The sequence below is a fragment of the Pseudomonas sp. QE6 genome (assembly GCF_041379005.1).
In the GTDB taxonomy this organism is placed as follows: Bacteria; Pseudomonadota; Gammaproteobacteria; order Pseudomonadales; family Pseudomonadaceae; genus Pseudomonas.
This window is the reverse complement of the sequence record NZ_CP166873.1, coordinates 2,252,291-2,277,571: the sequence shown is the minus strand read 5'-3', so window position 1 is coordinate 2,277,571 and position 25,281 is coordinate 2,252,291. Positions and strand designations below refer to the sequence as shown.

The following is a 25,281-nucleotide window of genomic DNA, read 5'->3' as shown; positions in this document are numbered from 1 at the left end:
GCGTAATTTTCGATCTGCTGGAATACAACCCCCATGAAAGAGCACTCCTGGCGAGAGGCATGGATTGCCTACAAGTCTCCCGCCAGCCTCGCGCTTTTGCTGCTGGGATTCGCCGCCGGCCTGCCGTACATGCTGGTGCTCTCCACCCTCTCGGTGTGGTTGCGTGAGGCGGGTGTCGCTCGGGAAACCATCGGCTTCGCCAGCTGGATCGGGCTGGTCTACGCCTTCAAATGGGTGTGGTCGCCGATGCTCGACCAGTGGCGCCTGCCCGTCATCGGACGACTCGGCCGCCGCCGCTCCTGGCTGGTGTTCTGCCAGGGTCTGATCGCCCTGGGCCTGCTCGGCATGGCCCTGTGCAACCCGCAAGCGCATCTCAACTGGCTGATCTGCCTGGCGATGGTAGTGGCGTTCGGCTCCGCCACCCAGGACATCGCCATCGATGCCTACCGCCTGGAGATCGCCGAGAACACCCGCCAGGCCGCCCTCGCCGCCTGCTACATGACCGGCTACCGCGTCGCCGTGCTGTTCGCCACCGCGGGCGTGCTGTTCCTCGCCGAGTGGGCCGGTTCCAGCGTCCTGCATTACAGCCAGTCGGCCTGGGCGCTGACCTACGCGGTGTGTTCGCTGGCCATCCTCCCCGGCCTGATCACCACCCTGCTGATGCGCGAGCCACCGGTGAACGTGCAGCCGCAGGCCGGCAGCTCGGCGTTCGCCTTCAACCACCAGGTGCTCTCGGTGCTGCAGCTGCTGGTGCTGCTGATCTCGGTGCCGGCGATGCTCACCGCGCTGACCAACCAGGCCTGGCCCCGCGCCGCGCTCTACGCCATCTTCATCGGCATCTGCATGACCCCGCACGGGCGACGGCAGATCCGTCCGGTGCGCGAATTGCTGTCGAAGGTACGCCGCCCGCTGCTGCTCGCCGTGCACGGCAAGGGCCTGCCGCAGTTCGACTTCGTCCACCAGGCGGTGTCGGTGATGGTGCTGATCATCCTGCTGGTAACCAGCACCGCGTTCTACGGCATGGCCAGCGCCGGCAAGTGGTGGTTGGCATCGCTGTACCTGCTGATCGCCCTGAGCTGCATTTCCGCGCCGGGACGCCTGCTGATGGCGCCGGTGCTCACGCCGATCACCGAGTTCGTTCGCCGTTACCGCTGGCAGGCGCTGCTGCTGCTCGGCCTGATTTCCACCTATCGGATGTCGGACACCGTCATGGGCACCATGGCCAGCGTGTTCTACATCGACATGGGCTTCACCAAGGACACCATCGCCACCGTCAGCAAGCTGTTCGGCGTGGTCATGACGCTGGTTGGCGCTGCGGCCGGCGGCGTGCTGATCGCGCGCTTCAGCATCCTGCCGATCCTGTTCATCGGCGGCGCGGCCTCGGCGGCCACCAACCTGCTGTTCGCCATGCTGGCGCAGATGGGCGCCATCGACGATCCGCAGCTGATGAGCCAGAACGTGTTTGCCCTGCTCAAGGTGCTGGAGCCGCACGTGACCATGCTGGTGGTGACCATCATGCTCGACAACTTCAGCGGCGGGCTGGCCACCTCGGCCTTCGTCGCCTACCTGTCGAGCCTGACCAACCTGAAGTTCTCCGCCACCCAGTACGCCATGCTCAGCTCCACCATGCTGCTGCTGCCGCGTTTCATCGGTGGCTACTCCGGGACCATGGTCGAAGGCATGGGTTACGAGCGGTTCTTCTTCTTCACCGCCCTGCTCGGCGTTCCGACCCTGCTGCTGATCGGCTGGCTCTGGCTGCACAACCGTGGCGACATGACCAACGGCGCGCCCGAGCAGCCGCCAGAACCCCAGACGCAAGCCAGCGCGGAGCGTCACCAGGCACCATGAAAAAGGCCGGCGAATGCCGGCCTTTTTCATGGAACGCTGGACGTATCAGTCGATGCCGACCGTCTCGCCCTTCACCACCTTCACCACGCGGTGTGGGAAGGGAATACCGATGCCATGCTTGCCCAGTGCGTCACGAGCGGTCTCGTTGAACAGGAACATCACATCCCAGTAATCGGCGTTCTTCACCCATACACGCAGGGACAAGGTGATGGCGCTCTCGCCCAAGGTGCTCACCACCGCCACCGGTGCCGGATCGCGCAGCACACGCGGATCGTTGGCCAGTTCCAGGAGGACCGACTGGGCGCGCTTGAGGTCTGCCTCGTAATCGACGCCGACATCGAACACCACCTTGCGGGTCGGCTCGGCGGAGTAGTTGGTGATGGTGCCGTTGGACAGCGCGCCGTTGGGCACGATCACCCGCTTGTTGTCGCCGGTACGCAGCACGGTATGGAAGATCAGGATGGTGTCGACGGTGCCGATCACCCCCTGCGCCTCGATGGTGTCGCCCACCTTGAACGGACGGAACAGCAGGATCAGCACCCCACCGGCAAAGTTCGACAGGCTGCCCTGCAGCGCAAGGCCGATGGCCAGGCCGGCGGCACCGATGGCGGCGACGAAGCTGGTGGTCTGGATACCGATCATCGAGGCCACGCTGACCAGCAGCAGCACCTTCAGGATGATGTTCACCAGACTGCCGACGAAGCCGCGCAGCGTGCGGTCGACGTGACGGGAGGCGAGCAGGCCGCCGACCCGGGAGGTCAGGGTGTTGATCAGCCACCAGCCGATCAGCAGCGTGAGCAGTGCCAGGACGATCTGCCCGCTGTAGGCGAGCACCACCGGCAGCCAGGCCTCGGCTGTCTTCATCATCCCGTCGTAATTGATATCCATGGATTCATTCCCCTTTTTCAGCTGGCCGGCAACGCGCCGGCCGATTTCCCACTACCGGAAACGAAACCGCCATGGCCTGGGCCATGGCGGTTTGAACCGGTACTGCGCCGTAACCTGAGACGGCGCAGTCCGACGTCAGGTTCCCTTCGCGTCAGTCGCGGAAGTTGTTGAACTGCAGCGGCATGCCCAGCGACTCGCCACGCAGCAGCGCGATGGCCTCCTGCAGGTCGTCCCGCTTCTTGCCGGTGACACGCACCTGCTCGCCCTGGATGGCGGCCTGAACCTTGAGCTTCTTGTCCTTGATCAGGGCGACGATCTTCTTCGCCAGGTCCTTGTCGATGCCCTCGCGGAAGTTCACTTCCTGCTTGACCACCTTGCCGGACGGGAAGGCGTCCTTGATCTCCATGCACTGGCTGTCGATCTTGCGCTTGATCAGGCTGGCGCGAAGGATGTCGAGCATCTGCTCGAGCATGAACTCCGCCTCGGCGGTCAGGGTGACGGACTTGTCCTTGGACTCGAAACTGCATTTGCCCTTCAGGTCGAAACGGCGGTCCAGTTCCTTGGCAGCATTGTCCAGGGCGTTGGTCAGTTCGTGTTTGTCCAGTTCGGACACCACGTCGAACGAAGGCATGACATCTCTCCAGATGGACGGCGCGACCCGGTTCACAGACGTGATCGCACCTGGCTTGACGATAAAAATGCGCGGTCATTATAACTGACAGACAAGACCGCGCCCGACCTCTGATATCGAGAGCCGGCATTTCCCACCCGTTTGCGAGCCCTTCAATGCCTACCAACCATCTCAGCATCCTGGTGGTCGACGATGCCAAGTTCTCCAGCGCCATGATCGGCCGTGCGCTGAGCCAGGCCGGCTACCAGAATGTGCGCTTCGCCAGCAGCGCCAGCGAAGCCCTGCAGTTGCTGGAGAAGGAGCCGGTCAGCATCCTCCTCGCCGACTGGCTGATGCCCGAGATGGACGGGCTGGAGCTCACTGCCCGGGTGCGCCAGCTCGACGAAAGCGGCGACCACTACACCTACATCATCCTGCTCACCGGCAAGGAGGGCGACAACGCCCTGGCCGAAGCCTTCGACCGTGGCGTGGATGACTTCGTCAGCAAATCGGCGATGAACGAACAGCTGGTGCCCCGCGTGCTGGCCGCCGACCGCCTGAGCAACACCCTGCTGCGCCTGCTGATGGAAAAACGCCTGCTCACCGAGAACATCACCAGCCTGGAGGAGCGCAACCTGGTGGACAGCGCCACCGGCCTGGGCAACCTGCGCTACCTGCGGCAGAAGCTGGCCGACAGCATCCGCCAGGTGGAGTCGCGCGGCGGCGCGGTGTGCTACATGCTGATCGGCATTCCGGAGCTGGCCGCCCTGGGTCACCAGCACGGCCCGTCTTTCCACAGCGAACTGCTGCATGGCGTCGCCCGGCGCCTGCAACAGCTGGTGCGACCGCTCGACGTGCTGACGCGCCTGGACGACCAGCACTTCGCCCTGATCACCCTGCTCGAAGACCTGCAGGAGTGCTCGCCGAGCAGCTTCCGCCGCCTGCATGACGGCCTCAACCTCAAGGCGTTCAAGACCAGCGAAGGCTTCATCACCCTCAAGGCCGGCATTGGCCTGGTGGGCCTGGACGCCAAGGCACTGCCGGTGGACGCCGAGCAACTGATGCAGCAGGCCCGTACGCTGCTGCCCGATGCCTACGCCAGCGGACGAATCAACGCCAGTCGCCTGACCGGGCTGCGCTAAACTTCGCAGTAAGCCCTCGACGTTCGCGAAGTCTTTTCCATGACCTGGTACATCCTCGGCGCCGGCAGTCTCGGCTGCCTGTGGGCCGCTCGCCTTTCCCGCGCCGGCCTGCCGGTGCGCCTGCTGCTGCGTGACCGCCAACGCCTCAACGCCTACCGCAGCCTGGGTGGCATCACCCTGGTGGAAGACGGGCGGGAAAGCCTCTATCCGATTCCGGCGGAAACCGCCGCCCAGGGCGGACCGATCCAGCGTCTGCTGCTCGCCTGCAAGGCCTACGACGCCGAATCTGCGGCCGCCAGCATCGCGGCCCGGCTGGCCCCCGGCGCCGAACTGATCTTGTTGCAGAACGGCCTGGGCAGCCAGCAGGCGGTCGCCGCCCACCTGCCCCGCGCCCGTTGCCTGTACGCATCCAGCACCGAGGGCGCATTCCGCGAAGCGGATTTCCGCGTGGTGTTCGCAGGCCAGGGGCAGACCTGGCTGGGCGACGAACTCGGCGGCCCCGAGCCGGACTGGCTGGCGGAACTGCATGATGCGCAGATTCCCGCGCAGTGGAGCGGCGATATCCTCGAACGCCTGTGGCGCAAGCTGGCACTGAACTGCGCGATCAACCCGCTCACCGTCCTGCACCAGTGCCGCAACGGCGAGCTGGCGGCCCATCCGGCGGAAGTGGCCGGACTCTGCGACGAGCTGGGGCAGTTGCTGCACGCCACCGGCTTCGAAGCCGCTGGTCGGGAACTGCAAGGCGATGTCGAGCGCGTGATCGCCGCCACCGCTGCCAACTTCTCCTCCATGTACCAGGACGTCGCCAACGGCCGGCGCAGCGAAATCGCCTACCTGCTCGGCTATGCCTGCCGCGAGGGCGACCGCCTGCAACTGGCCCTGCCGCAGCTGCGTGCGTTGCATGAAAGGTTGCGCGAGTATCTGCGCGCGCGCGGATTGCCCGACACCTGATGGCGGGCTACCCTGCCCGCCTCCCTGTTTTCCTGCGGTTCCGCCCATGCCCTCACCCCTGAACCTGCGCAAGCGCCTGGAAGACCTGCCTGTCGGCCAGAAGATCCTCGCCGCCCTGCTGGTTCTGCTCGCCACCGTCATGCTGGTGGCCAACCTGGCCTTCATCAGCGCGGCCTACTGGATTTCCCAGGACAGCGTGGCGCCCCAGGCCCTGCAGACCATCGGTCGGCTGATCGCCAACCCGGCGCTCAGCGAACCGGCACTGAACTCGCCGACCCAGGCCCAGGTATTGCTCCAGCAGCTGGACGACTATCAGCCGCTGCGCGCCGCCGCGCTCTACGACAGCGATGGCCAGCGCATCGCCCAGTCCCCCAGCGACGGCCCGATGGCGCTGCCCGAGCGGCTGGACCACCTGGAGCGCTGGCGGGAGCACGAATACCGCCTCAACGCCCTGTTCGAACTGCCCCAACCCGGGCGCAACAGCGGCTATCTGCTGCTGGTCGCCAGCAGCGAGCTGCCCGGCGCGTTCTATACCGGCACCCTTACCGCCAGCCTGGTGATCCTCGCCGTCTCCGTGCTGCTCTGGCTGCTCATCGCCCAGCAGATCCGTCGCCTGATCACCCGGCCGATCCGCAGCCTGGAAGAGCTCTCGCGCCAGGTCACCCGCGAGGAGAACTACGCCCTGCGCGCCGAGCGCGGCAACGCCGACGAGATCGGTCGCCTGGCCGATGCCTTCAACACCATGCTGACCCGCATCGAAGCCCGCGAGCAGCAGCTCAAGCGTGCCCGCGACGACGCTCAGGAAGCGGTGGAACAGGCGCAATCGCTGGCCGAGGAAACCCGCCGCTCGAATCGCAAGCTGGAGCTGGAAGTCCAGGTCCGCAGCAAGATCGAGAAGAAGCTCACGGGCTTCCAGCACTACCTCAACAGCATCATCGACTCGATGCCCTCGGCGCTCATCGCGGTGGACGAGCAGCTCTACGTCACCCAGTGGAACCAGGAAGCCAGCCGGCTCTCCGGCACCAGCCTGGACGATGCGGTGAACCAGCCGGTGTTCCTCGCCTTCCCCTCGCTCAAGCCATTCCTGCCGCAACTCACCCGCGCCGCCGAGCAGCACAAGGTGGAGCGCGTCGAGCGGGTGACCTGGGCCCTCACCGACGCCCCGCGCCACTACGCGCTGACCTTCTACCCACTGATGGGCGGCACCGGGCGCGGCGCGGTGATCCGCATCGACGACATCACCGACCGCCTGGGCATGGAAGAACTCATGGTGCAGTCGGAGAAGATGCTCTCCGTTGGCGGCCTGGCCGCCGGCATGGCCCACGAGATCAACAACCCGCTGGGGGCCATCCTGCACAACGTGCAGAACATCCGCCGGCGGCTGTCGCCGGACCTGCCGAAGAACCTGGAAGTCGCAGGCGAAGTCGGCATCCACCTGGAAGACCTCAATCACTACCTGGAGGCGCGGGAGATTCCCAAGCTGATGGACGGCATCCAGTACGCCGGCTCGCGCGCCGCGAAGATCGTCAGCCACATGCTCTCCTTCAGCCGCCGCAGCCACCGCCAGATGACCGCCTGCGAACTGCCGGCGCTGCTGGAGCAGGCCGTGGAGATCGCCGGCAACGACTTCGATCTCACCGGCGGCTTCGACTTCAAGTCGCTGCAGATCATCCACGAGTTCGATGCGCGCCTGGGGCCGGTCCCGGTGATCGCCAACGAAGTGGAACAGGTCCTGCTCAACCTGCTGAAGAACGCCGCCCAGGCCATTCACCTGCGCGACGACGAAGAGGAAGGCGAACTCGGCCGCATCATCCTGCGCACCCGGCTGAACCCGCCGTGGGCGGAAATCCAGGTGGAAGACAACGGCTGCGGCATGCCGGAGAAGGTGCGCAAGCGCATCTTCGAGCCGTTCTTCACCACCAAGGAAGTCGGCCAGGGCACCGGCCTGGGCCTGTCGGTGTCGTACTTCATCATCACCAACAACCACAAGGGGCAGATGGAGGTGCAGTCCGAGCTGGGCCTGGGCACCTGCTTCACCCTGCGGCTGCCCCTGGGCGCCGACGTCACTTCCCCTCCGCCCCTGCTGGAGGGCGGCGATAAGGAGCACTGAGTCATGGGCAACCGGCTATCGAAGATCTATACCCGCACCGGCGACCAGGGCGAAACCGGCCTGGCCGATGGCCGCCGGGTACCCAAGCATCACCCACGGGTGGAAGCCATGGGCGCGGTGGACGAGCTGAACAGCCACCTCGGCCTGCTGCTGGCGGGGCTGAACGAAGCGCGCAGCAGCGCGCTGGAAGAAGTGATTGGCGTGCTGGCACCGATCCAGCACCGTCTGTTCGACCTCGGCGGTGAACTGGCGATGCCGGAATACCGTGCGCTGAACGATGCCGAGGTGGAACGCCTGGAGCAGGTCATCGATCGCTGGAACGAAGAACTCGGGCCACTGAAGAACTTCATCCTGCCCGGGGGCTCACGCCTGGTGGCCCTCGCCCACCTGTGCCGTGCCCAGGCGCGCAACGCCGAGCGGCGCTGCCAGCAGCTCAATGCCGAGGAACCGCTGGAAGGTGCCGGCCTGCGTTACCTGAACCGGCTCTCCGACCTGCTGTTCGTCGCCGCGCGCTTCATCGCCCGGCGCCAGGGTGTGGACGAGATTCTCTGGCAGGCGGCGGAAAAGCCCGCCTGACGACCATCCAATTGTAGGAGCGAGCTTGCTCGCTCCTACAAAAAGCCACCCACTCAGCGGTGGGTCAACCCTCGGCTTTCGGCCAGAACGCGCGAATGCCCGCGACGCCTTGTGCCCCGGCCTCCCAAGCGCGCTCGACATCCTGCGGACCGACACCACCGAGCAGGAACACCGGCTGGTTGAAGTCCTTGATCAGTTCGGCGGCCGCCTCCCAGCCCAGCGCCGGCTCACCCGGATGGCTCTCGGTCGGCTGCACCGGCGACAAGGTGACGAAGTCCACACCCATGCGGGTCGCCAGCTCCAGCTCCTCGGCGCTGTGGCAGGAGGCGGCCAGCAAGCGCTCACGGGGGAACGGCCGGCCATTGGGTGCGTATTTGCGCAGTTGCTCGGAGGTCAGGTGCCAGCCGGCCGCCGGGAAGTCACCCAGCCACTCCAGCGGGCCCTTGAGCATCAGCTGCGCCTTGCCGGCGCAGAGGCCCTGGATGTCCACCGCCAGGTCGCGGTACTCCGGGCTGTACATGTTCGGCGCGCGCAGCTGGATCAGGCGGATGCCACCGGCCACCGCGGCGCGCACACCCTGCACCAGCTGCGGAATTTCCAGGCCATCCGGGGTGATCAGGTAGCGATCCGGCAAGCGTGCGGCATGCACGATGGGGTCGTTGGCCGCCGGGAACTCGTAGTCCGGCAGGTCGCGCGGAGCGACCCAGGCCAGCGGCTGGCCTTCGGCGCCATGGGGCGCACCGGAGAATGCGGAGACCTCCCAGACATCCAGCAGCACGTGCTTGTCGCTGTAGTCGTGCTGCACACGGATCAGCGGACGCGCCTGCTCGACCTCGATGCCCAGCTCTTCCTTCAGCTCGCGGGCCAGGGCGACCTGTACCGCTTCGCCCTCCTCCACCTTGCCACCGGGAAACTCCCAGAGACCACCCTGGTGCTTGTCGTCCGGACGGCGGGCGATCAGTACCCGGCCATCGAGTCCGCGAATCACGGCGGCGGCGACATGTACTCGTTTCACAGTGCTACTCCTCAATCCGATTCAGGCAGGGCCCGCGCAGACGAGCATTCTACCGTCAGGATCAGGCGCGTTCGACCATTGCCGCCTCCAGCCACGGCCGGAAGGTCGGCCAGGCATAGATCGCATCGACATAGTTCTGCGCCTCGATCGGCAGGGTGACGCAGTAGCTGCGCAGACGGGTGGCCACTGGGGCGTAGAAGGCATCGGCAATGCTGGCATGGCCGAACAGGAAGGGGCCATCCTGACCGAACTGTTTGCGGCACAGGCCCCAGAGTTCGACGATACGGGCGACATCAGCCTCCACCGCCTCCGGCACTTCCGCCAACGGCTGGTTGCGCTGGATATCCATCGGCATGTGCGAGCGCAGCGCCATGAAGCCACTGTGCATCTCGGCGCAGACCGAGCGTGCCAGGGCGCGGGCGGCTTCGCCTCGGGGCCAGAGATGGGCTTCGGGGAAGCGTTCGGCGAGGTACTCGGCGATCGCCAGGGAGTCCCAGATCACCCCGTGCTCGCACTTGAGCGCCGGCACCTTGCCGCTGGGCGAGTGCTCGCGGATGCGCCGCGCGGTGTCCTGGCCGCCCAGGGGAATCAGGATTTCCTCGAAGTCGACGCCGGTGAGGGCCATGGCCAACCAGCCGCGCAGGGACCAGGAGGAGTAATTCTTGCTGCCGATAACCAGGGAAAGGGACATGGACGCGGTGCTCTTGAGGGTCAGTCAAAAGACCTTAGAGCGCGGGAGCCATGAAAACAAATTCCCGATTTTCATCCTTCGATGAAAATCGGGAATCCGAGTGAAGCGAGGCGCCGGCACGGGGCCGACGCAGGAGCTTACGCAGCGATCAGGTGCGGTATTCCGCGTTGATCTTCACGTACTCGTGGGACAGGTCGGTGGTCCAGATGGTCTCGCTGCAGGTGCCGCGACCGAGATCGATACGGATGGTGATCTCTTCCTGGGCCATGACCTTGGCGCCCTGGTCCTCGGTGTAGCTGGCGGCGCGGCCACCACGGCTGGCGATGCAGACGTCGTCCAGGTACACGTCGATCAGGCTCACGTCCAGCTCCGGCACGCCGGCACGGCCGACGGCGGCGAGAATACGGCCCCAGTTCGGATCGGAGGCGAACAGCGCGGTCTTGATCAGCGGCGAGTGGGAGACGGCGTAGCCGACGTCCAGGCACTCCTGGTGAGTCGCACCGCCGTTCACCTGGACGGTGACGAACTTGGTGGCGCCTTCGCCGTCACGGACGATAGCCTGGGCCAGTTCCATGGAGACCTCCAGCACGGCCTGCTTCAGCGCGGCGAACAGCGCGCCGGACGCGGCGGTGATTTCCGGCAGCGCGGCCTGGCCGGTGGCAACCAGCATGCAGCAGTCGTTGGTGGAGGTGTCGCCGTCGATGGTGATGCGGTTGAAGGACTTGTTCGCCGCATCGCGCAACAGGTCCTGCAGCACGCCCTGGGCAACCTTGGCGTCGGTGGCAATGTAACCGAGCATGGTGGCCATGTTCGGCTTGATCATGCCGGCGCCCTTGCTGATGCCGGTGACGGTGATGGTCACGCCGTCGTGCTGGAACTGGCGGCTGGCGCCCTTGGGCAGGGTGTCGGTGGTCATGATGCCAGCGGCGGCGTCAGCCCAGTTGTCCACGGACAGGTTGGCCAGCGCGGCCGGCAGTGCGGCTTCGATCTTCTCGACCGGCAGCGGCTCGCCGATCACGCCGGTGGAGTACGGCAGCACGGCGTTTTCCGGCACACCGGCCAGCTCGGCCAGTTTGGCGCAGGTGCGGGTGGCATTGACCAGGCCCGCCTCGCCAGTGCCTGCGTTGGCATTGCCGGTGTTGGTCAGCAGGTAGCGCACCGGACCGAGGAAACGTTTGCGCGCCAGGATCACCGGCGCCGCACAGAAGGCGTTGGTGGTGAACACACCCGCCACGGTGGAGCCTTCGGCACATCGCATCACCACGATGTCCTTGCGGCCGGGTCGTTTGATGCCGGCGGACGCGATGCCGAGTTCGAAACCGGGGACCGGGTGCAGGGTGGACATGGGGCCGAGACCAACAGCCATGTGACGCGCTCCTATCTAGTCAGTGGATCAGATGAGAAAAACGCCGCGAGCGGCTGAGCCGGTCGCGGCGTTGGAATCAGGGTCGGGAGAGGTTATTCCACCTGACCGTGGCAGTGCTTGTATTTCTTGCCCGAACCGCAGGGGCACGGCTCGTTGCGGCCGATCTTCGGCTCGTTGCGCACCGGTTCCATCGGCACCACGTTGGTGGCGCCTTCGGGCTGCTCGCCGTCTTCGTCAGTCGCGGTGGCCTGCTCCATGGACGGTGCGGCGGCATGCTGGAACTGCATGCGCTTGGCCATTTCCTCGGCTTCGCGGCGCAGACGGGCTTCTTCTTCGGCCGGGTCTTCGCGGCGGACCTGAACGAAGGAGAGCACGCGGATGGTGTCGCGCTTGACCGAGTCCAGCAGTTCCTGGAACAGGTTGAAGGACTCGCGCTTGTATTCCTGTTTCGGGTTCTTCTGCGCGTAGCCGCGCAGGTGGATGCCGTGGCGCAGGTGATCCATGGTGGACAGGTGGTCCTTCCACAGGTCGTCCAGCACGCGCAGCAGCATCTGCTTCTCGAAGGTGCGCAGGGCTTCGGCGCCGGCGAGGTCTTCCTTCTCGTTGTAGGCAGCCACCAGCTCGGCGAGAATCTTCTCGCGCAGGGTTTCTTCGTAGAGCTTTTCGTCTTCGTCCAGCCACTGCTGTACCGGCAGTTTCAGGGCGAAGTCGCTGTACAGCGCAGCTTCCAGGCCGGCGATGTCCCACTGCTCGGGCAGCGACTGAGGCGGAATGTGCTGGCTGATGGTGTTGGCCAGGGTTTCCTCACGGAACTCGGCAATGGTGTCGCCGATATTGTCGGCCGCCAGCAGGCTGTTGCGCATGTGGTAGATCACCTTGCGCTGCTCGTTGGCGACGTCGTCGAACTCCAGCAGTTGCTTGCGGATGTCGAAGTTGCGGCCTTCGACCTTGCGCTGCGCCTTCTCGATGGCGTTGGTCACCATGCGGTGCTCGATCGCCTCGCCCGGCTGCATGCCCAGGGCCTTCATGAAGTTCTTCACCCGGTCGGAGGCGAAGATGCGCATCAGGTGGTCTTCCAGCGACAGGTAGAAGCGGCTGGAGCCCGGGTCGCCCTGACGGCCGGCACGGCCGCGCAGCTGGTTGTCGATGCGACGGGATTCGTGGCGTTCGGAGGCGATCACGTGCAGGCCGCCGGCTTCGATGACCTGCTGGTGGCGCTTCTGCCAGTCACCCTTGATCTGGGCAATCTGTTCGTCGGTGGGGTTTTCCAGCGCGGCGACTTCCACTTCCCAGTTGCCGCCCAGCAGGATGTCGGTACCACGACCGGCCATGTTGGTGGCGATGGTCACCGAGCCCGGACGACCGGCCTGGGCGATGATCTCGGCTTCCTTCTCGTGGTACTTGGCGTTCAGTACCTTGTGCTCGATGCCGGCTTTCTGCAGCAGCTGCGAGACGTATTCGGAGGTTTCCACCGAAGCGGTACCCACCAGGATCGGACGGCCCAGCGCCTGGCACTGCTGAACGTCGGTGATGATGGCGGCGTACTTCTCGTCCTGGGTCAGGTAGACCAGGTCGTTGAAGTCCTTACGGGCGATCGGACGGTGGGTCGGGATCACCACCACGTCCAGGCCGTAGGTCTGGCGGAATTCGAAGGCCTCGGTGTCGGCGGTGCCGGTCATGCCGGCCAGCTTGGTGTAGAGGCGGAAGTAGTTCTGGAAGGTGGTCGAGGCCAGGGTCTGGCTCTCAGCCTGGATCGGCAGGTTTTCCTTGGCCTCGATGGCCTGGTGCAGGCCCTCGGAGAGGCGGCGGCCCGGCATGGTACGGCCGGTGTGCTCGTCGATCAGCAGGACCTGGTCACCCTGGACGATGTACTCGACGTTGCGGTGGAACAGGGTGTGGGCGCGCAGCGCTGCGTAGACATGGGTCAGCAGGCTGAGGTTGTGCGCCGAATAAAGGCTCTCGCCCTCGGCCAGCAGGCCGTTCTGAGTCAGCAGCTCTTCGACGTAGGCGTGGCCCTGCTCGTTGAGTTCGACCTGGCGGGTCTTCTCGTCGATGCTGTAGTGGCCCTGCTGAGTCACCTGGCCTTCGACTTCCTCGATGTGACGCTTCAGGCGCGGGATCAGCTTGTTGATCTTGATGTACAGCTCGGAGCTGTCTTCGGCCTGGCCGGAGATGATCAGCGGAGTCCGCGCTTCGTCGATGAGGATGGAATCCACTTCGTCGACCACGGCGAAGTTCAGCTCGCGCTGGAACTTGTCTTCCAGGCTGAACGCCATGTTGTCGCGCAGGTAGTCGAAGCCGAATTCGTTGTTGGTGCCGTAGGTGATGTCGGAGGCGTAGGCGGCGCGCTTCTCTTCCGGCGGTTGAAACGGGCTGACGATGCCGACGGTCAGGCCAAGGAATTCATACAGCGGACGCATCCAGTTGGCGTCGCGGCGTGCCAGGTAGTCGTTCACGGTGACAACGTGCACGCCTTTGCCGGCCAGGGCGTTCAGGTAGACGGCCAGGGTACCTACGAGGGTTTTACCTTCACCGGTACGCATCTCGGCGATCTTGCCCTCGTGCAGGGTCATGCCGCCGATCAGCTGGACGTCGAAGTGGCGCATGCCCATCACACGCTTGCCGGCCTCACGGGCGACGGCGAAAGCTTCGGGGAGGATCTGGTCGAGGGTCTCGCCCTTGGCCAGGCGCGCCTTGAACTCTTCGGTCTTGGCCTTGAGTTGCTCATCGGAAAGCGGAACCATCTGGGGCTCGAGTGCGTTGATGGCCTGGACTTGCTTGACCATGCGCTTCACTTCGCGCTCGTTCTTGCTTCCAAAGAGTTTTTTCAACAAAGGCGCAAACATATCGACTGGGTCATCCGAACTGGAGAATTGGAGGGCTGCCCGACTGGCTGGCCGCGGCGCGGAACGGCAACGAAGCGGGCATTCTACCCGGAAACGTGTATGAAAAAAGTGCCGAAGTCATCCTTGGAAGCTTCGCACCCCACGACATTTCGGGCAATGCGTGGACGGACAACATTCAATCCGCAGGGTTGATATGGTGACTCGGCCGCACAACTTCAAGGCTGCGCTGGAGCAAGCATCCTGCAACCGGATGAATCCCCCATCTGCTACCATCGCTGTTTATTCACCCCGGGGTTTCCATCATGGCCTTCCGCCCTCTGCCCGCCCAGGCATCGACCAAGCTGCTGCGCGAAGCCAAGCCCCTGCAATCCCTGTTCGCCGAGGCCCAGCGCCTCTCGCGCCTGCAGGAACTGCTCGACGCTCAACTGCAGCCCGCCGCACGCCCCTTCTGCCGTATCGCCTCCTGGCGCGAAGGCAGCCTGCTGCTGATCGTCACCGATGGTCATTGGGCTACCCGCCTGCGCTACCAGCAGAATCGCCTGCTGCGCCAACTCGTCACCTACCCGGAGTTCGCCGGGCTGGCGCGCATCCTGTTCAAGGTGCAACCGCTCAGCCAGAGCAGTGCACCGGTGCGCAGCGTGACGCTGACGGAATCCGCCGCCGCCACGCTGCATGAAGCCGCCGAAGGTATCGACAACCCGCAACTGAAGGCCGCTCTGGAGCGCTTGGCCAGCCGTAGCCGCAAGTCGACGGAGTAAAACGGCAGGCATAAAAAAAGGCCACCCGAGGGTGGCCTTTGAATGTGTTACTGAAGGAAGGAGGTTCCCTTATACGGCCGCAGCGGGTCGCATATAGGAGATCGGCGCGGTCTTGGCGTCCTCGAAGGTCACCACTTCCCAAGCGTCCTTGTCTGCGATGAGGGTGCGCAGCAGACGGTTGTTCAGGGCGTGACCGGACTTGTAGCCGATGAACTCGCCGATGAGGCTGTTACCCAACAGGTACAGGTCTCCGATGGCGTCCAGGATCTTGTGCTTGACGAACTCGTCCTCATAACGAAGGCCATCTTCGTTGAGCACACGATATTCGTCGACCACGATGGCGTTCTCCACACTGCCACCGAGCGCCAGGTTCTGCGAACGCAGCATCTCGATGTCGCGCATGAACCCGAAGGTACGCGCGCGGCTGACTTCCTTGACGAAGGAAGTGCTGGAGAAGTCCACAACGGCCTTCTGGGTGCGACCACGGAAAACCGGGTGATCGAAGTCGATCTCGAAGCTCACCTTGAAGCCATCGAAGGGAACGAAGGTGGCGCGCTTGTCGCCCTCTTCCACGGTCACTTCGCGCTTGATGCGGATGAACTTCTTCGCCGCTTCCTGCTCTTGCAGGCCGGCGGATTGAATCAGGAATACAAAGGGACCTGCGCTACCGTCCATGATCGGTACTTCCGACGCGGACAGCTCGACATAGGCGTTGTCGATACCCAGGCCAGCCATGGCCGACAGCAGATGCTCCACGGTATCCACCTTGACGTCACCCTTGATGAGGGTGGTCGACATGGTGGTTTCACCCACGTTCGAAGCTCGAGCGGGGATTTCCACTACCGGGTCGAGATCGGTCCGGCAGAACACGATGCCAGTATCGACGGGAGCCGGCTTCAGGGTCAGGTAAACCTTCTCCCCGGAGTGCAGGCCGACACCGGTCGCCCGGATGATGTTCTTCAAGGTGCGTTGTCTGATCATGGCTTTGGCCGCTTTCGCGCAAGTTGCGAACTGTTTTCAACAATGGGCGGCGATGATAGCAGAACCGCCCTTTGCTGAACACCAATCACATTGATACTCCTGATAAATCGACTCAATCAGCCTGACGACGCAGGAAGGCCGGGATGTCCAGGTAGTCCAGATCGTCCTGCGGATTCAGCTTGGCCGCGGTGGCAGCGCCGCCGTGGGACTGGTTGCGCATGACGGTCGGGCGGTCCAGGTCGCGGTAGTTAACCGACTGCTGCTCACGCTGAACCGGAGCCTGGGTGGTGACGGTCTGGGTCTGCACGGTGTTGTCGACGACCTTGACCGGCTTCTCCAGGCGAGCGCCCAGACCGGTGGCGACCACGGTGACGTGCAGCTCGTCGCGCATATCCGGATCGATCACGGTACCCACCTTCACGGTGGCGTGCTCGGAAGCGAACTGCTCGATGATGTTACCCACGTCGGAGTACTCGCCCAGGGACAGGTCCGGACCGGCGGTAATGTTCACCAGGATGCCGCGGGCGCCCTGCAGGTTGACGTCTTCCAGCAGCGGGTTGCGGATCGCGGCTTCGGTGGCCTCGCGGGCGCGGTTCGGACCGCTGGCGCAGCCGGTGCCCATCATGGCCATGCCCATCTCGCTCATGACGGTTTTCACGTCGGCGAAGTCGACGTTGATCATGCCCGGGCGCTTGATGATGTCGGAGATACCGCGAACGGCACCGGCCAGCACATCGTCGGCCTTGGCGAAAGCAGCCAGCAGGCTGGCGTCCTTGCCCAGGATGGTCAGCAGCTTTTCGTTCGGGATGGTGATCAGCGAGTCGACGCTTTCAGCCAGCGAGCGGATGCCTTCGTCGGCGATCTGCATGCGCTTGCGGCCCTCGAACGGGAACGGACGGGTCACCACCGCAACGGTGAGGATGCCCATTTCCTTGGCCACTTCGGCGATGATCGGCGCAGCACCGGTACCGGTACCGCCACCCATGCCGGTGGTGATGAAGACCATGTCGGCGCCTTCCAGGACTTCGGCGATACGCTCGCGGTCCTCGATGGCGGCCTGGCGGCCTACTTCGGGGTTGGCGCCAGCGCCCAGGCCCTTGGTCACACCCGGGCCGAGCTGCAGCACGGTGCGCGCGGCGATGTTCTTCAGCGCCTGCGCATCGGTGTTGGCGCAAATGAATTCGACGCCATCAACGTTGTTCTTGGCCATGTGGTTCACGGCGTTGCCGCCGCCACCACCTACGCCGATGACCTTGATGACTGCTGTAGTTGGGACGTTATCAACCAATTCAAACATTTCCCCTCTCCTTCCTTTCTAGTTGTGTCGCCTACGTTTACCGCGGTGGTAAATCAGAAATTGCCCTGGACCCAGCGTTTGAGCCGTTCCAGTACCGGTGCCTTGGGTTCGTCGCTGAAGCTGCTGCCGCTGGACATGGAGATGCCGTCGGACTGCTTCTGCAGCCCGTACATGAGCAGGCCCACACCCGTGGAGTAGATTGGATTGCGCACGACGTCGGTCAGTCCCTTGACGCTGTGAGGTACGCCCAGGCGCACCGGCATGTGAAAGATCTCTTCGGCCAGCTCGACCGCGCCTTCCATCTTGGAAGTGCCCCCGGTCAGGACGATCCCGGCGGGAATCAGGTCCTCGTAGCCACTGCGGCGCAACTCTGCCTGAACCAGAGTGAACAGCTCGTCGTAACGAGGCTCGACCACTTCGGCAAGCGCTTGGCGCGACAGTTCCCGCGGCGGCCGGTCCCCTACGCTGGGCACCTTGATGGTTTCGCCCGCACCGGCCAGTTTGGCTAGGGCACAAGCATATCGAATCTTGATCTCTTCGGCATATTGTGTCGGGGTGCGCAGCGCCATGGCGATGTCGTTGGTGACCTGATCGCCGGCGATCGGGATCACCGCGGTATGCCGAATGGCGCCTTCGGTGAAGATGGCGATGTCGGTGGTGCCGCCGCCGATGTCCACCAGGCACACGCCCAGTTCCTTCTCGTCCTCGGTGAGCACGGAGTAGGCCGAAGCCAGCTGCTCGAGGATGATGTCGTCCACCTCCAGGCCGCAGCGGCGCACGCACTTCTCGATGTTCTGCGCGGCGTTCACCGCGCAGGTCACCACGTGCACCTTGGCTTCCAGGCGTACGCCGGACATGCCCAGCGGCTCGCGCACGCCTTCCTGGTTGTCGATCACGTAGTCCTGGGCCAGGGTGTGCAGCACACGCTGGTCGGCCGGGATGGCCACGGCCTGGGCCGCGTCCAGCACGCGCTCGATGTCCGCGCCGCTCACTTCGCGGTCGCGGATCGCCACGATGCCGTGGGAATTCAGGCTGCGGATATGGTTGCCGGCGATGCCGACGAAGGCCGAGTGGATACGGCAGCCCGCCATCTGCTGGGCCTCATCGATGGCACGCTGGATCGACTGGACGGTGGACTCGATGTTCACCACCACGCCCTTCTTCAGGCCGCGCGAGGGGTGCGTCCCGATACCGACGATCTCCAGCTTGCCATCGGCCGCTACCTCGCCCACCAGCGCCACCACCTTGGAGGTGCCGATGTCCAGGCCGACGACCATTTTGCCGCTCTGCACGCTTGCCATGTTTATCGAAGTCTCCTCAACTCACTGCACGGCGGTGGTCTGGGCCACCGTCGTTTCCGGCACCGGATCGCGCCACGCCACGGCCAGGCCGTTGGGGTAGCGCATGTCGATGCGCGCAATTTTCGAAATCTGATCTTTCAGCGCCTTGTCGTAGATGGTCACGAACCGGCGAATCTGTTCTACCGCGTGATCGCGGCCCAGCATGATCTCCACGCCCTGCGCGGTACCCAGGGTCCAGGCGCCACGCGAGCTCATGTCCAGGCTGGAAATGGTGAAGCCCAGCGGACGGAGCATCTGGCTGAGAATCTGGTACTGCTGCATCACTTGTTGCTGAGCGCGCTGCGGACCGGACAGGCGCGGCAGGTGCTCGTAGTTGGCCACTTCGCGCGGGGCGAAGGCCTGACCCTGGTTGTTCAGCAGCGCCTCGTTGCCCCAGCGGGCGATCGGCAGTTGCTCGTCCAGGCGGATCACTACCTGGTCAGGCCACACGCGACGTACTTCGGCATGGGCGATCCAGGGCATCTGCTCCAGCTCCTGGCGCATCCCGGCCAGGTCGATGGTGAAGAAGCTCGCCGACACGTAGGAGCTGATCCGCTGCTGCACCGCCTGCTGGCTGATGTAGCTCAGGTCACCTTCCACGCTGACCTTGGCGATCGGGCGATCGGCATAGGGCAGCGCGTACTGCGCGCCGTAATAGGTACCAACGCCGAGCACGCCCAGCACCAGCGGCCACACCAGCACCTTGAGGAAGCCGAAGCTCGGCTTGGGCATGCGCGCGCTCAGCGGCTCCTTGGCCACCAGGCGGCTGGCGCCACGGGCCGTCGGCTTGCGTGCGGGCACACGGCCGATACCGGGTTGCTGGTGGCGAAGCTGCGCGCCGTTCATGACTTACCCCCTTGCCTCGACGCTGTCGGCGAGGATGGCCAGCACCAGTTGCTGGAAATCCAGGCCGGCCGCGCGCGCGGCCATGGGCACCAGGCTGTGGTCGGTCATGCCCGGTGCGGTGTTCACTTCCAGAAGCCAGAAACGCCCCTCGGCGTCCTGCATCACATCGGCCCGGCCCCAGCCCTGGATGCCGAGGGCATCGCAGGCGCGCGCGGTCAGGTCCTTGAGTTCCTCTTCCTTGGCGGCATCGAGACCGCAGGGAATCTGGTACTGGGTATCGCTGGCGAGATACTTGGCGTCGTAGTCGTAGAAGGTGTGCGGAGTGCCCAGACGGATGGGCGGCAGCACCTGGCCACGCAGGACGGCAATGGTGAACTCGGGGCCGCTGATCCACTGTTCGACGAGCACCTGCGAGTCGTACTGGGCGGCGCCCTGCCAGGCAGTGATCAGCTCTTCCACGCTGCCCACCTTGGCCATGCCGATACTGGAACCTTCATGGGCCGGTTTGACGATCAGCGGGAAGCCCAGTTCGGCGGCGGCGGCACGGCAATCGGCCTCGCTGCTGAGCACGGCATAGTTGGGCGTCGGCAGGCCGAGGCTCAGCCACACGCGCTTGGTGCGCAGCTTGTCCATCGCCAGCGCGGAGGCCAGCACGCCGCTGCCGGTGTAGGGAATGCCGGCGACTTCCAGCAGGCCCTGCATGCTGCCGTCTTCACCGCCACGACCGTGGAGGATGATGAAGGCGCGATCGATCTTCTCGCTGATCAGGCGCTGCAGCAGGTCATCGCCCACGTCGATGCCGAAGGCATCCACGCCCGCGGCCTGCAGTGCCTGCAGGACCATGGCGCCGGACTTCAGCGATACCTCGCGCTCGGCACTCTTGCCGCCGTAGAGCACGGCGACGCGACCGAAGGCGCGGGGATCGAGGGCGGATTTGAGGACGTCACTCATGGCTTCTTCCCCTCAGCACCAGCTTCGGTGGCGCCGAACATCGGATTCTTGATCAGTTGCGGAGCCAGCCCGCCGATATCGCCGGCACCCTGGCAGAGCAGGATGTCGCCGGGGCGCAGCAGCGGCTTGAGCAGCGAGGCAAGGTCGCCGCCGCGCTCCAGATAAATCGGGTCCAGCTGGCCGCGCTGGCGGATGCTGTGGCACAGGTGACGGCTGTCGGCGCCGGGGATCGGCTCCTCGCCGGCCGGATAGACCTCCATCAGCATCAGCACGTTGGCCTCGCCCAGCACCTGCACGAAGTCGTCGTACAGGTCGCGGGTACGGGTATAGCGGTGCGGCTGGTAGACCATCACCAGACGGCGCTCCGGCCAACCGCCACGCACGGCCTTGATCACCGCCGCGACTTCCCGCGGGTGGTGGCCGTAGTCGTCGACCAGCATCACGCTGCCGCCTTCCACCTGCAGGTCGCCATAGACCTGGAAGCGCCGGCCCACGCCCTGGAAGCCGGACAGGCCCTGGACGATGGCTTCGTCGGAGATGCCTTCGTCGGTGGCGATGACGATGGTCGCCAGGGAGTTCAGCACGTTGTGCAGGCCGGGCATGTTCACCGAGACGTCCAGCGGCTCGCGCTCGGGGCGCAGCACGGTGAACCAGGTGCGCATGCCTTCCTGGCGGATGTTGATCGCGCGGACGTCGGCGTCCTCGCTCAGGCCGTAGGTCACGGTCGGACGAGCGACCTGCGGCAGGATCTCGCGGACCACCGGGTCGTCGACGCAAAGCACGGCCAGACCATAGAACGGCAGGTTGTGCAGGAAGTCGACGAAGGTGCGCTTGAGCTTGTTGAAGTCGCCGCCGTAGGTGCTCATGTGGTCGGCGTCGATGTTGGTGACCACCGAGACCATCGGCTGCAGGTGCAGGAAGCTGGCGTCGCTCTCGTCGGCTTCGGCCACCAGATAGCGGCTGGTGCCCAGCTGCGCGTTGGTGCCGGCGGCGTTCAGGCGACCGCCGATGACGAAGGTCGGGTCCAGGCCGCCGGCAGCGAATACCGAGGCGATCAGGCTGGTGGTGGTGGTCTTGCCGTGGGTACCGGCAACGGCGATGCCGTGGCGGTAGCGCATCAGCTCGGCAAGCATCTCGGCGCGCGGCACCACCGGCACGCGGCGATCCAGCGCCGCGGCGACTTCCGGGTTGGCCTTGTTCACCGCGCTGGACACCACCAGCACGTCGGCGCCGTCGGCGTTCTCCGCACGGTGGCCGATGAAGATCTCGGCGCCGAACTTCTCCAGGCGCTCGGTCACGGGCGAGGCCTTGAGGTCGGAGCCGGACACTTCGTAGCCGAGGTTCAGCAACACTTCCGCGATACCGCACATGCCCACGCCGCCGATACCGACGAAATGGATGCGACGGATGCGCCGCATGGTGCGGGTGACGCCGGTGGGTTCTTTAACCACGGGCCACCTCCAGGCAGGCATCGACCACCGTACGGGTAGCCTCGGGCTTGGCCAGACTGCGAGCGCGGTCGGCCATGCGGGTCAGGGAATCGGGATGCATCAATACCTCGGACAACTGCGCGGCCAGGTCGGCGGCGCTGGTAGATTTCTGTGGCAGCAGGTGGGCGGCGCCCTCCCGCACCAGGAATTCGGCGTTCTTGGTCTGGTGGTCGTCGATCGCGTGGGGCAGCGGCACCAGGAAGGACGGCAGGCCGGCGGCGGTCAGCTCGCTGACGGTCAGCGCGCCAGCGCGGCAGATCACCAGGTCCGCCCAGGCGTAGGCGGCAGCCATGTCAGCGATGAACGGAGCGACGTCGGCTTCGACACCGGCGGCGCGATAACGCTCCGCAGTGACCTGGTCGTGCTGACGACCGGCCTGATGGCGAATCGCCGGACGAGCGTCGGCGGGAATCTGCGCCAGCGCTTCCGGGATCAGTTTGTTCAACGGCTCGGCGCCCAGGCTGCCGCCCAGCACCAGCAGGTGAACGCGGCGACCCGGCAGCGGCGCGCGGGCGCCCTCTTCCAGGAACAGTTCGGCGCGCACCGGGTTGCCGGTGGTCAGGCGCTTGGCACTGGCGTCGAAGGTGTCCGGGAAGGCTTCGCAGACCCGCTTGGCCAGCGGTGCGAGGCTGCGGTTGGCGGTGCCGGCAACGGCGTTCTGCTCATGGATCACCAGCGGCACGCCGGACAGCTTGGCGGCCAGGCCACCCGGGCCAGTCACGTACCCACCCAAGCCGAGCACGCAGACCGGCTTGAGCTGGCGGACCACGCCGATGGCCTGGAACAGCGACTTGAGCAGGTCGAACGGCGCACGCAGCAGCGACTTCAGGCCCTTGCCGCGCAGACCGCTGACGTTGATCAGATGCAGCGGCAGGCCGGCCTTGGGTACCAGATCGTTCTCGATGCCGCGCGGCGTGCCGAGCCAGTGCACGCTGTAGCCGCGCGCCTGGAACTCACGGGCGCAGGCCAGAGCCGGGAACACGTGTCCGCCGGTGCCACCGGCCATGATCAGGACGTTACCTTTCATCGGCAAAGTCCTCTTCGCTGAATTCATATTCCTCGCTACCCATCACGGTGCGACGTTCCCATTCGATGCGCAGCAGCATGCCCAGCTGGGCGCAGCAGATCACCAGCGAGCTGCCGCCGTAGCTGAGGAACGGCAGGGTCAGGCCCTTGGTCGGCAGCAGGCCGACGTTCACACCCACGTTGATCAGGAACTGGCCGATCCACAGGAAGGCCAGGCCGTAGGCCACGTAGGCGGAGAAGTACTGTTTCGACTGCTCGGCCCAGATGCCGATGTACAGCGCGCGCAGGCTGACGAAGACGAACAGCGCGACGGTGGCCATGGCACCGACGATGCCCAGTTCTTCCGCAAGGACGGCAAACACGAAGTCGGTGTGCGCCTCGGGCAGGTAGAACTGCTTCTGGATGCTGTTGCCCAGGCCCATGCCGGTCCACCCGCCACGACCGAAGGCGATCAGCGCCTGGCTGAGCTGGTAGCCCGCGCCGAACTGGTCGGCCCAGGGATCGGTGAAGTTGGTCAGGCGCGCCATCCGGTAGGGCTGGGTCTGGATCAGCAGCACCACCGCGCCAATGGCCAGGGCCACCATCAGGCCGAAGCGGAAAAGGCCGACACCGCCGAGGAACAGCATGGCGGCAGCGGCGCCCATCATCACCACGGTGGCGCCGAAGTCAGGCTCGCGCAGCAACAGGCCAGCCATCGGCAGCAGCACCACGAAGGGCTTGAAGAAGCCCAGCCAGCTTTCGCGCACTTCTTCCTGGCGGCGTACCAGGTAGCCGGCCATGAAGATCACCACGAAGACCTTGGCGATCTCCGAGGGCTGGATGTTGAACAGACCGAAACCGATCCAGCGCATCGAGCCGTTCACCTCGCGGCCGATGCCGGGGGTGATCACCAGCACCAGCAGCCCGAAGGCGATGGCCAGCAGCTTCCAGCCCAGGCGCTGCCAGGTCTCCATCGGCACCATCATGGTCAGGCCGCAGGCGACGAAGCCGATGGCCAGGTAGATCAGGTGACGGACCGAGAAGTACAGCGGGTTGCCGGACTGCGCCGCCGCCACCTCGGACGACGCCGAGGTGACCATCACCAGCCCCAGGCCGAGCAACGCCAGGCAACCCGCCAGCAGCGGGAAGTCGATATCGATGCCATGGCGGCTGATCAGCGGGGACGGATAGGGGCGCAGGAAGGAGAACATCAGGCGAGCTCCTCCACGGCCTTGGCGAACAGGCGTCCGCGTTCTTCGTAGTTCTTGAACATGTCCAGGCTGGCGCAGGCCGGCGACAGCAGCACCGCATCGCCCGGCAGCGCCAGGTCGGCAGCATGCTCGACGGCTTCGTCCAGGGTATTCACGCGCACCTTAGGCACGGCATTGCCGATGGCCGCACCGACCAGCTCGGCATCGCGCCCCAGCAGCACCACCGCGCGGCAATGCTGCGCCACGGGGCCGCGCAGGTCGTGGAAATCGGCGCCCTTGCCGTCACCACCGGCGATCAGCACCAGCTTGCCGTCGATATCGGCACCCAGGCCTTCGATGGCGGCCAGGGCGGCGCCGACGTTGGTGGCCTTGGAATCGTCGTAGTAGTTCACGCCGTTGCGCTCGCGTACCCACTGACAGCGATGGGCCAGGCCGGCGAACTCGCGCAGGGTCTGCAGCATCGGCTCGAACGGCAGGCCGATGGCATGACCGAGGGCCAGCGCGGCCAGCGCGTTGGCCTGGTTGTGCGCGCCACGGATTTTCAATTCACGGGCCGGCATCAGCTTGTCGAACTGGAAGGCCAGCCACTTCTCGCCGTCTTCTTCGATCAGGCCGAACGCCTTGAAGTCCGGCTTGTTGGTGCCGAAGGTCCAGCACGGCACGTTGTCGGCGATCAGCGGGCGGCTCAGCGCGTCGGCGCGGTTCACCACGACCTGCTTGGCGCCGCGGAAGATACGGTGCTTGGCCAGGTGGTAGTCGGCCATGCCGTCGTAGCGGTCCATGTGGTCTTCGCTGACGTTCAGGCAGGTGGCGACTTCGGCGTTCAGGCGCTCGCAGGTTTCCAGCTGGAAGCTGGACAGCTCCACCACGTACAGCTCGACGTCGTCGGCCAGCAAATCCAGTGCCGGGGTGCCGAGGTTGCCGCCGACGGCAACACGCTTGCCGGCCGCCTTGGCCATGTCGCCCACCAGGGTGGTGACGGTGCTCTTGGCGTTGGAGCCGGTGATGGCGACGATCGGCGCCCTGGCGTGACGCGCGAACAGGTCGACGTCGCCGGACATGCGCACGCCACGGGCGGCGGCTTCCACCAGCGCCGGGACGCGCAGCGACAGACCGGGGCTCACGTAGAGCTCCTGGGCGCGGCAGAGGAAATCGGCGTCGAGGTCGCCGCAGCGCACCTCGACCTGCGGATACTGCTCGCGCAGGGTCGCCAGCTCCGGCGGATTCTCGCGCGTGTCGGCCACGGCAAAAGGCACGCCCTGGCGCGCCAGGTAGCGCACCAGGGACATGCCGCTCTTGCCGAGGCCGACAACGATGCGGAATTGGTCGGAAGCGATCAGGCTCATGCTCGATCAGTCC

20 protein-coding genes and 1 pseudogene are annotated in these 25,281 nt (G+C 65.3%); 6 read left to right on the top strand and 15 right to left on the bottom strand.

The annotated features are described in order from the left end of the window. Positions 1-33 precede the first annotated feature (33 nt). A complete protein-coding gene (locus ACAW63_RS10455) occupies positions 34-1,848 on the top strand; it encodes an AmpG family muropeptide MFS transporter (RefSeq protein WP_371233479.1) in 1,815 nt (604 codons plus the stop codon). A gap of 45 nt (positions 1,849-1,893) precedes the next feature. On the opposite strand, the gene ACAW63_RS10450 is transcribed toward ACAW63_RS10455, so the two are convergent. Beyond that, positions 1,894-2,736 carry a mechanosensitive ion channel family protein gene (locus ACAW63_RS10450; protein WP_371233477.1) on the bottom strand — a complete coding sequence of 281 codons (843 nt, stop codon included), beginning with the start codon at positions 2,734-2,736 and terminating at the stop codon, positions 1,894-1,896. A 151-nt stretch (positions 2,737-2,887) separates the two neighbouring features. Continuing rightward, positions 2,888-3,367 carry a YajQ family cyclic di-GMP-binding protein gene (locus ACAW63_RS10445; RefSeq protein WP_207883810.1) on the bottom strand — a complete coding sequence of 160 codons (480 nt, stop codon included), beginning with the start codon at positions 3,365-3,367 and terminating at the stop codon, positions 2,888-2,890. Positions 3,368-3,507: 140 nt separating this feature from the next. Here ACAW63_RS10445 and ACAW63_RS10440 point away from each other — a divergent pair. The 4 genes and pseudogenes from ACAW63_RS10440 to ACAW63_RS10425 form a co-directional block, all read left to right on the top strand. Further along, positions 3,508-4,488 (top strand): annotated as a pseudogene (locus tag ACAW63_RS10440) (response regulator); the annotation flags it as partial. A 39-nt stretch (positions 4,489-4,527) separates the two neighbouring features. Further along, complete coding sequence (locus tag ACAW63_RS10435; RefSeq protein ID WP_371233474.1) at positions 4,528-5,439, top strand: putative 2-dehydropantoate 2-reductase; 912 nt, start codon at positions 4,528-4,530, stop codon at positions 5,437-5,439. 58 nt (positions 5,440-5,497) lie between these two features. Next, positions 5,498-7,549, top strand: coding sequence for an ATP-binding protein (locus ACAW63_RS10430; protein WP_371234639.1), 2,052 nt, complete (start codon positions 5,498-5,500; stop codon positions 7,547-7,549). A 3-nt stretch (positions 7,550-7,552) separates the two neighbouring features. Then, positions 7,553-8,125 (top strand): cob(I)yrinic acid a,c-diamide adenosyltransferase, encoded by a 573-nt coding sequence (locus ACAW63_RS10425; protein ID WP_371233473.1) that lies wholly within the window; start codon positions 7,553-7,555, stop codon positions 8,123-8,125. A 64-nt stretch (positions 8,126-8,189) separates the two neighbouring features. On the opposite strand, the gene ACAW63_RS10420 is transcribed toward ACAW63_RS10425, so the two are convergent. From ACAW63_RS10420 to secA, 4 genes are all read right to left on the bottom strand, one after another. Then, positions 8,190-9,140, bottom strand: a complete 951-nt coding sequence (locus ACAW63_RS10420) for a Nudix family hydrolase (RefSeq protein WP_371233471.1) — start codon at positions 9,138-9,140, stop codon at positions 8,190-8,192. A 61-nt stretch (positions 9,141-9,201) separates the two neighbouring features. Then, positions 9,202-9,831 carry a glutathione S-transferase family protein gene (locus ACAW63_RS10415; RefSeq protein WP_371233470.1) on the bottom strand — a complete coding sequence of 210 codons (630 nt, stop codon included), beginning with the start codon at positions 9,829-9,831 and terminating at the stop codon, positions 9,202-9,204. A 148-nt stretch (positions 9,832-9,979) separates the two neighbouring features. Next, on the bottom strand, positions 9,980-11,197 hold the full coding sequence (gene argJ / locus ACAW63_RS10410; protein WP_371233469.1) for a bifunctional glutamate N-acetyltransferase/amino-acid acetyltransferase ArgJ: 1,218 nt from the start codon (positions 11,195-11,197) through the stop codon (positions 9,980-9,982). A gap of 92 nt (positions 11,198-11,289) precedes the next feature. Then, positions 11,290-14,043, bottom strand: coding sequence for a preprotein translocase subunit SecA (gene secA, locus ACAW63_RS10405; RefSeq protein ID WP_331318001.1), 2,754 nt, complete (start codon positions 14,041-14,043; stop codon positions 11,290-11,292). 302 nt (positions 14,044-14,345) lie between these two features. Between secA and ACAW63_RS10400 the strand changes: the two genes are divergently transcribed. Then, positions 14,346-14,801, top strand: coding sequence for a DUF721 domain-containing protein (locus ACAW63_RS10400; protein ID WP_371233468.1), 456 nt, complete (start codon positions 14,346-14,348; stop codon positions 14,799-14,801). A 69-nt stretch (positions 14,802-14,870) separates the two neighbouring features. On the opposite strand, the gene lpxC is transcribed toward ACAW63_RS10400, so the two are convergent. The 9 genes from lpxC to murD all read right to left on the bottom strand — a co-directional run bounded on the left by lpxC (position 14,871) and on the right by murD (position 25,268). Next, the gene (gene lpxC / locus ACAW63_RS10395) at positions 14,871-15,782 is read right to left on the bottom strand and encodes a UDP-3-O-acyl-N-acetylglucosamine deacetylase (protein WP_152220772.1); all 912 of its coding nucleotides are present in this window, start codon (positions 15,780-15,782) and stop codon (positions 14,871-14,873) included. A 112-nt stretch (positions 15,783-15,894) separates the two neighbouring features. Next, positions 15,895-17,079, bottom strand: coding sequence for a cell division protein FtsZ (gene ftsZ, locus ACAW63_RS10390; RefSeq protein ID WP_371233467.1), 1,185 nt, complete (start codon positions 17,077-17,079; stop codon positions 15,895-15,897). Positions 17,080-17,132: 53 nt separating this feature from the next. Continuing rightward, positions 17,133-18,380, bottom strand: a complete 1,248-nt coding sequence (gene ftsA, locus ACAW63_RS10385; protein ID WP_275610397.1) for a cell division protein FtsA — start codon at positions 18,378-18,380, stop codon at positions 17,133-17,135. Between the two features lie 21 nt (positions 18,381-18,401). Then, the gene (locus ACAW63_RS10380; RefSeq protein ID WP_275610396.1) at positions 18,402-19,265 is read right to left on the bottom strand and encodes a cell division protein FtsQ/DivIB; all 864 of its coding nucleotides are present in this window, start codon (positions 19,263-19,265) and stop codon (positions 18,402-18,404) included. 3 nt (positions 19,266-19,268) lie between these two features. After that, a complete protein-coding gene (locus ACAW63_RS10375; RefSeq protein WP_371233464.1) occupies positions 19,269-20,216 on the bottom strand; it encodes a D-alanine--D-alanine ligase in 948 nt (315 codons plus the stop codon). Further along, positions 20,213-21,667, bottom strand: a complete 1,455-nt coding sequence (gene murC, locus ACAW63_RS10370; protein ID WP_371233462.1) for a UDP-N-acetylmuramate--L-alanine ligase — start codon at positions 21,665-21,667, stop codon at positions 20,213-20,215. The genes ACAW63_RS10375 and murC overlap by 4 nt, the downstream gene beginning before the upstream one ends. Continuing rightward, complete coding sequence (gene murG / locus ACAW63_RS10365; RefSeq protein ID WP_371233460.1) at positions 21,660-22,733, bottom strand: undecaprenyldiphospho-muramoylpentapeptide beta-N-acetylglucosaminyltransferase; 1,074 nt, start codon at positions 22,731-22,733, stop codon at positions 21,660-21,662. The genes murC and murG overlap by 8 nt, the downstream gene beginning before the upstream one ends. Then, positions 22,723-23,922, bottom strand: coding sequence for a putative lipid II flippase FtsW (gene ftsW / locus ACAW63_RS10360; protein ID WP_207883773.1), 1,200 nt, complete (start codon positions 23,920-23,922; stop codon positions 22,723-22,725). The genes murG and ftsW overlap by 11 nt, the downstream gene beginning before the upstream one ends. Beyond that, a complete protein-coding gene (gene murD, locus ACAW63_RS10355; RefSeq protein WP_371233457.1) occupies positions 23,922-25,268 on the bottom strand; it encodes a UDP-N-acetylmuramoyl-L-alanine--D-glutamate ligase in 1,347 nt (448 codons plus the stop codon). The genes ftsW and murD overlap by 1 nt, the downstream gene beginning before the upstream one ends. Positions 25,269-25,281: the final 13 nt, after the last annotated feature.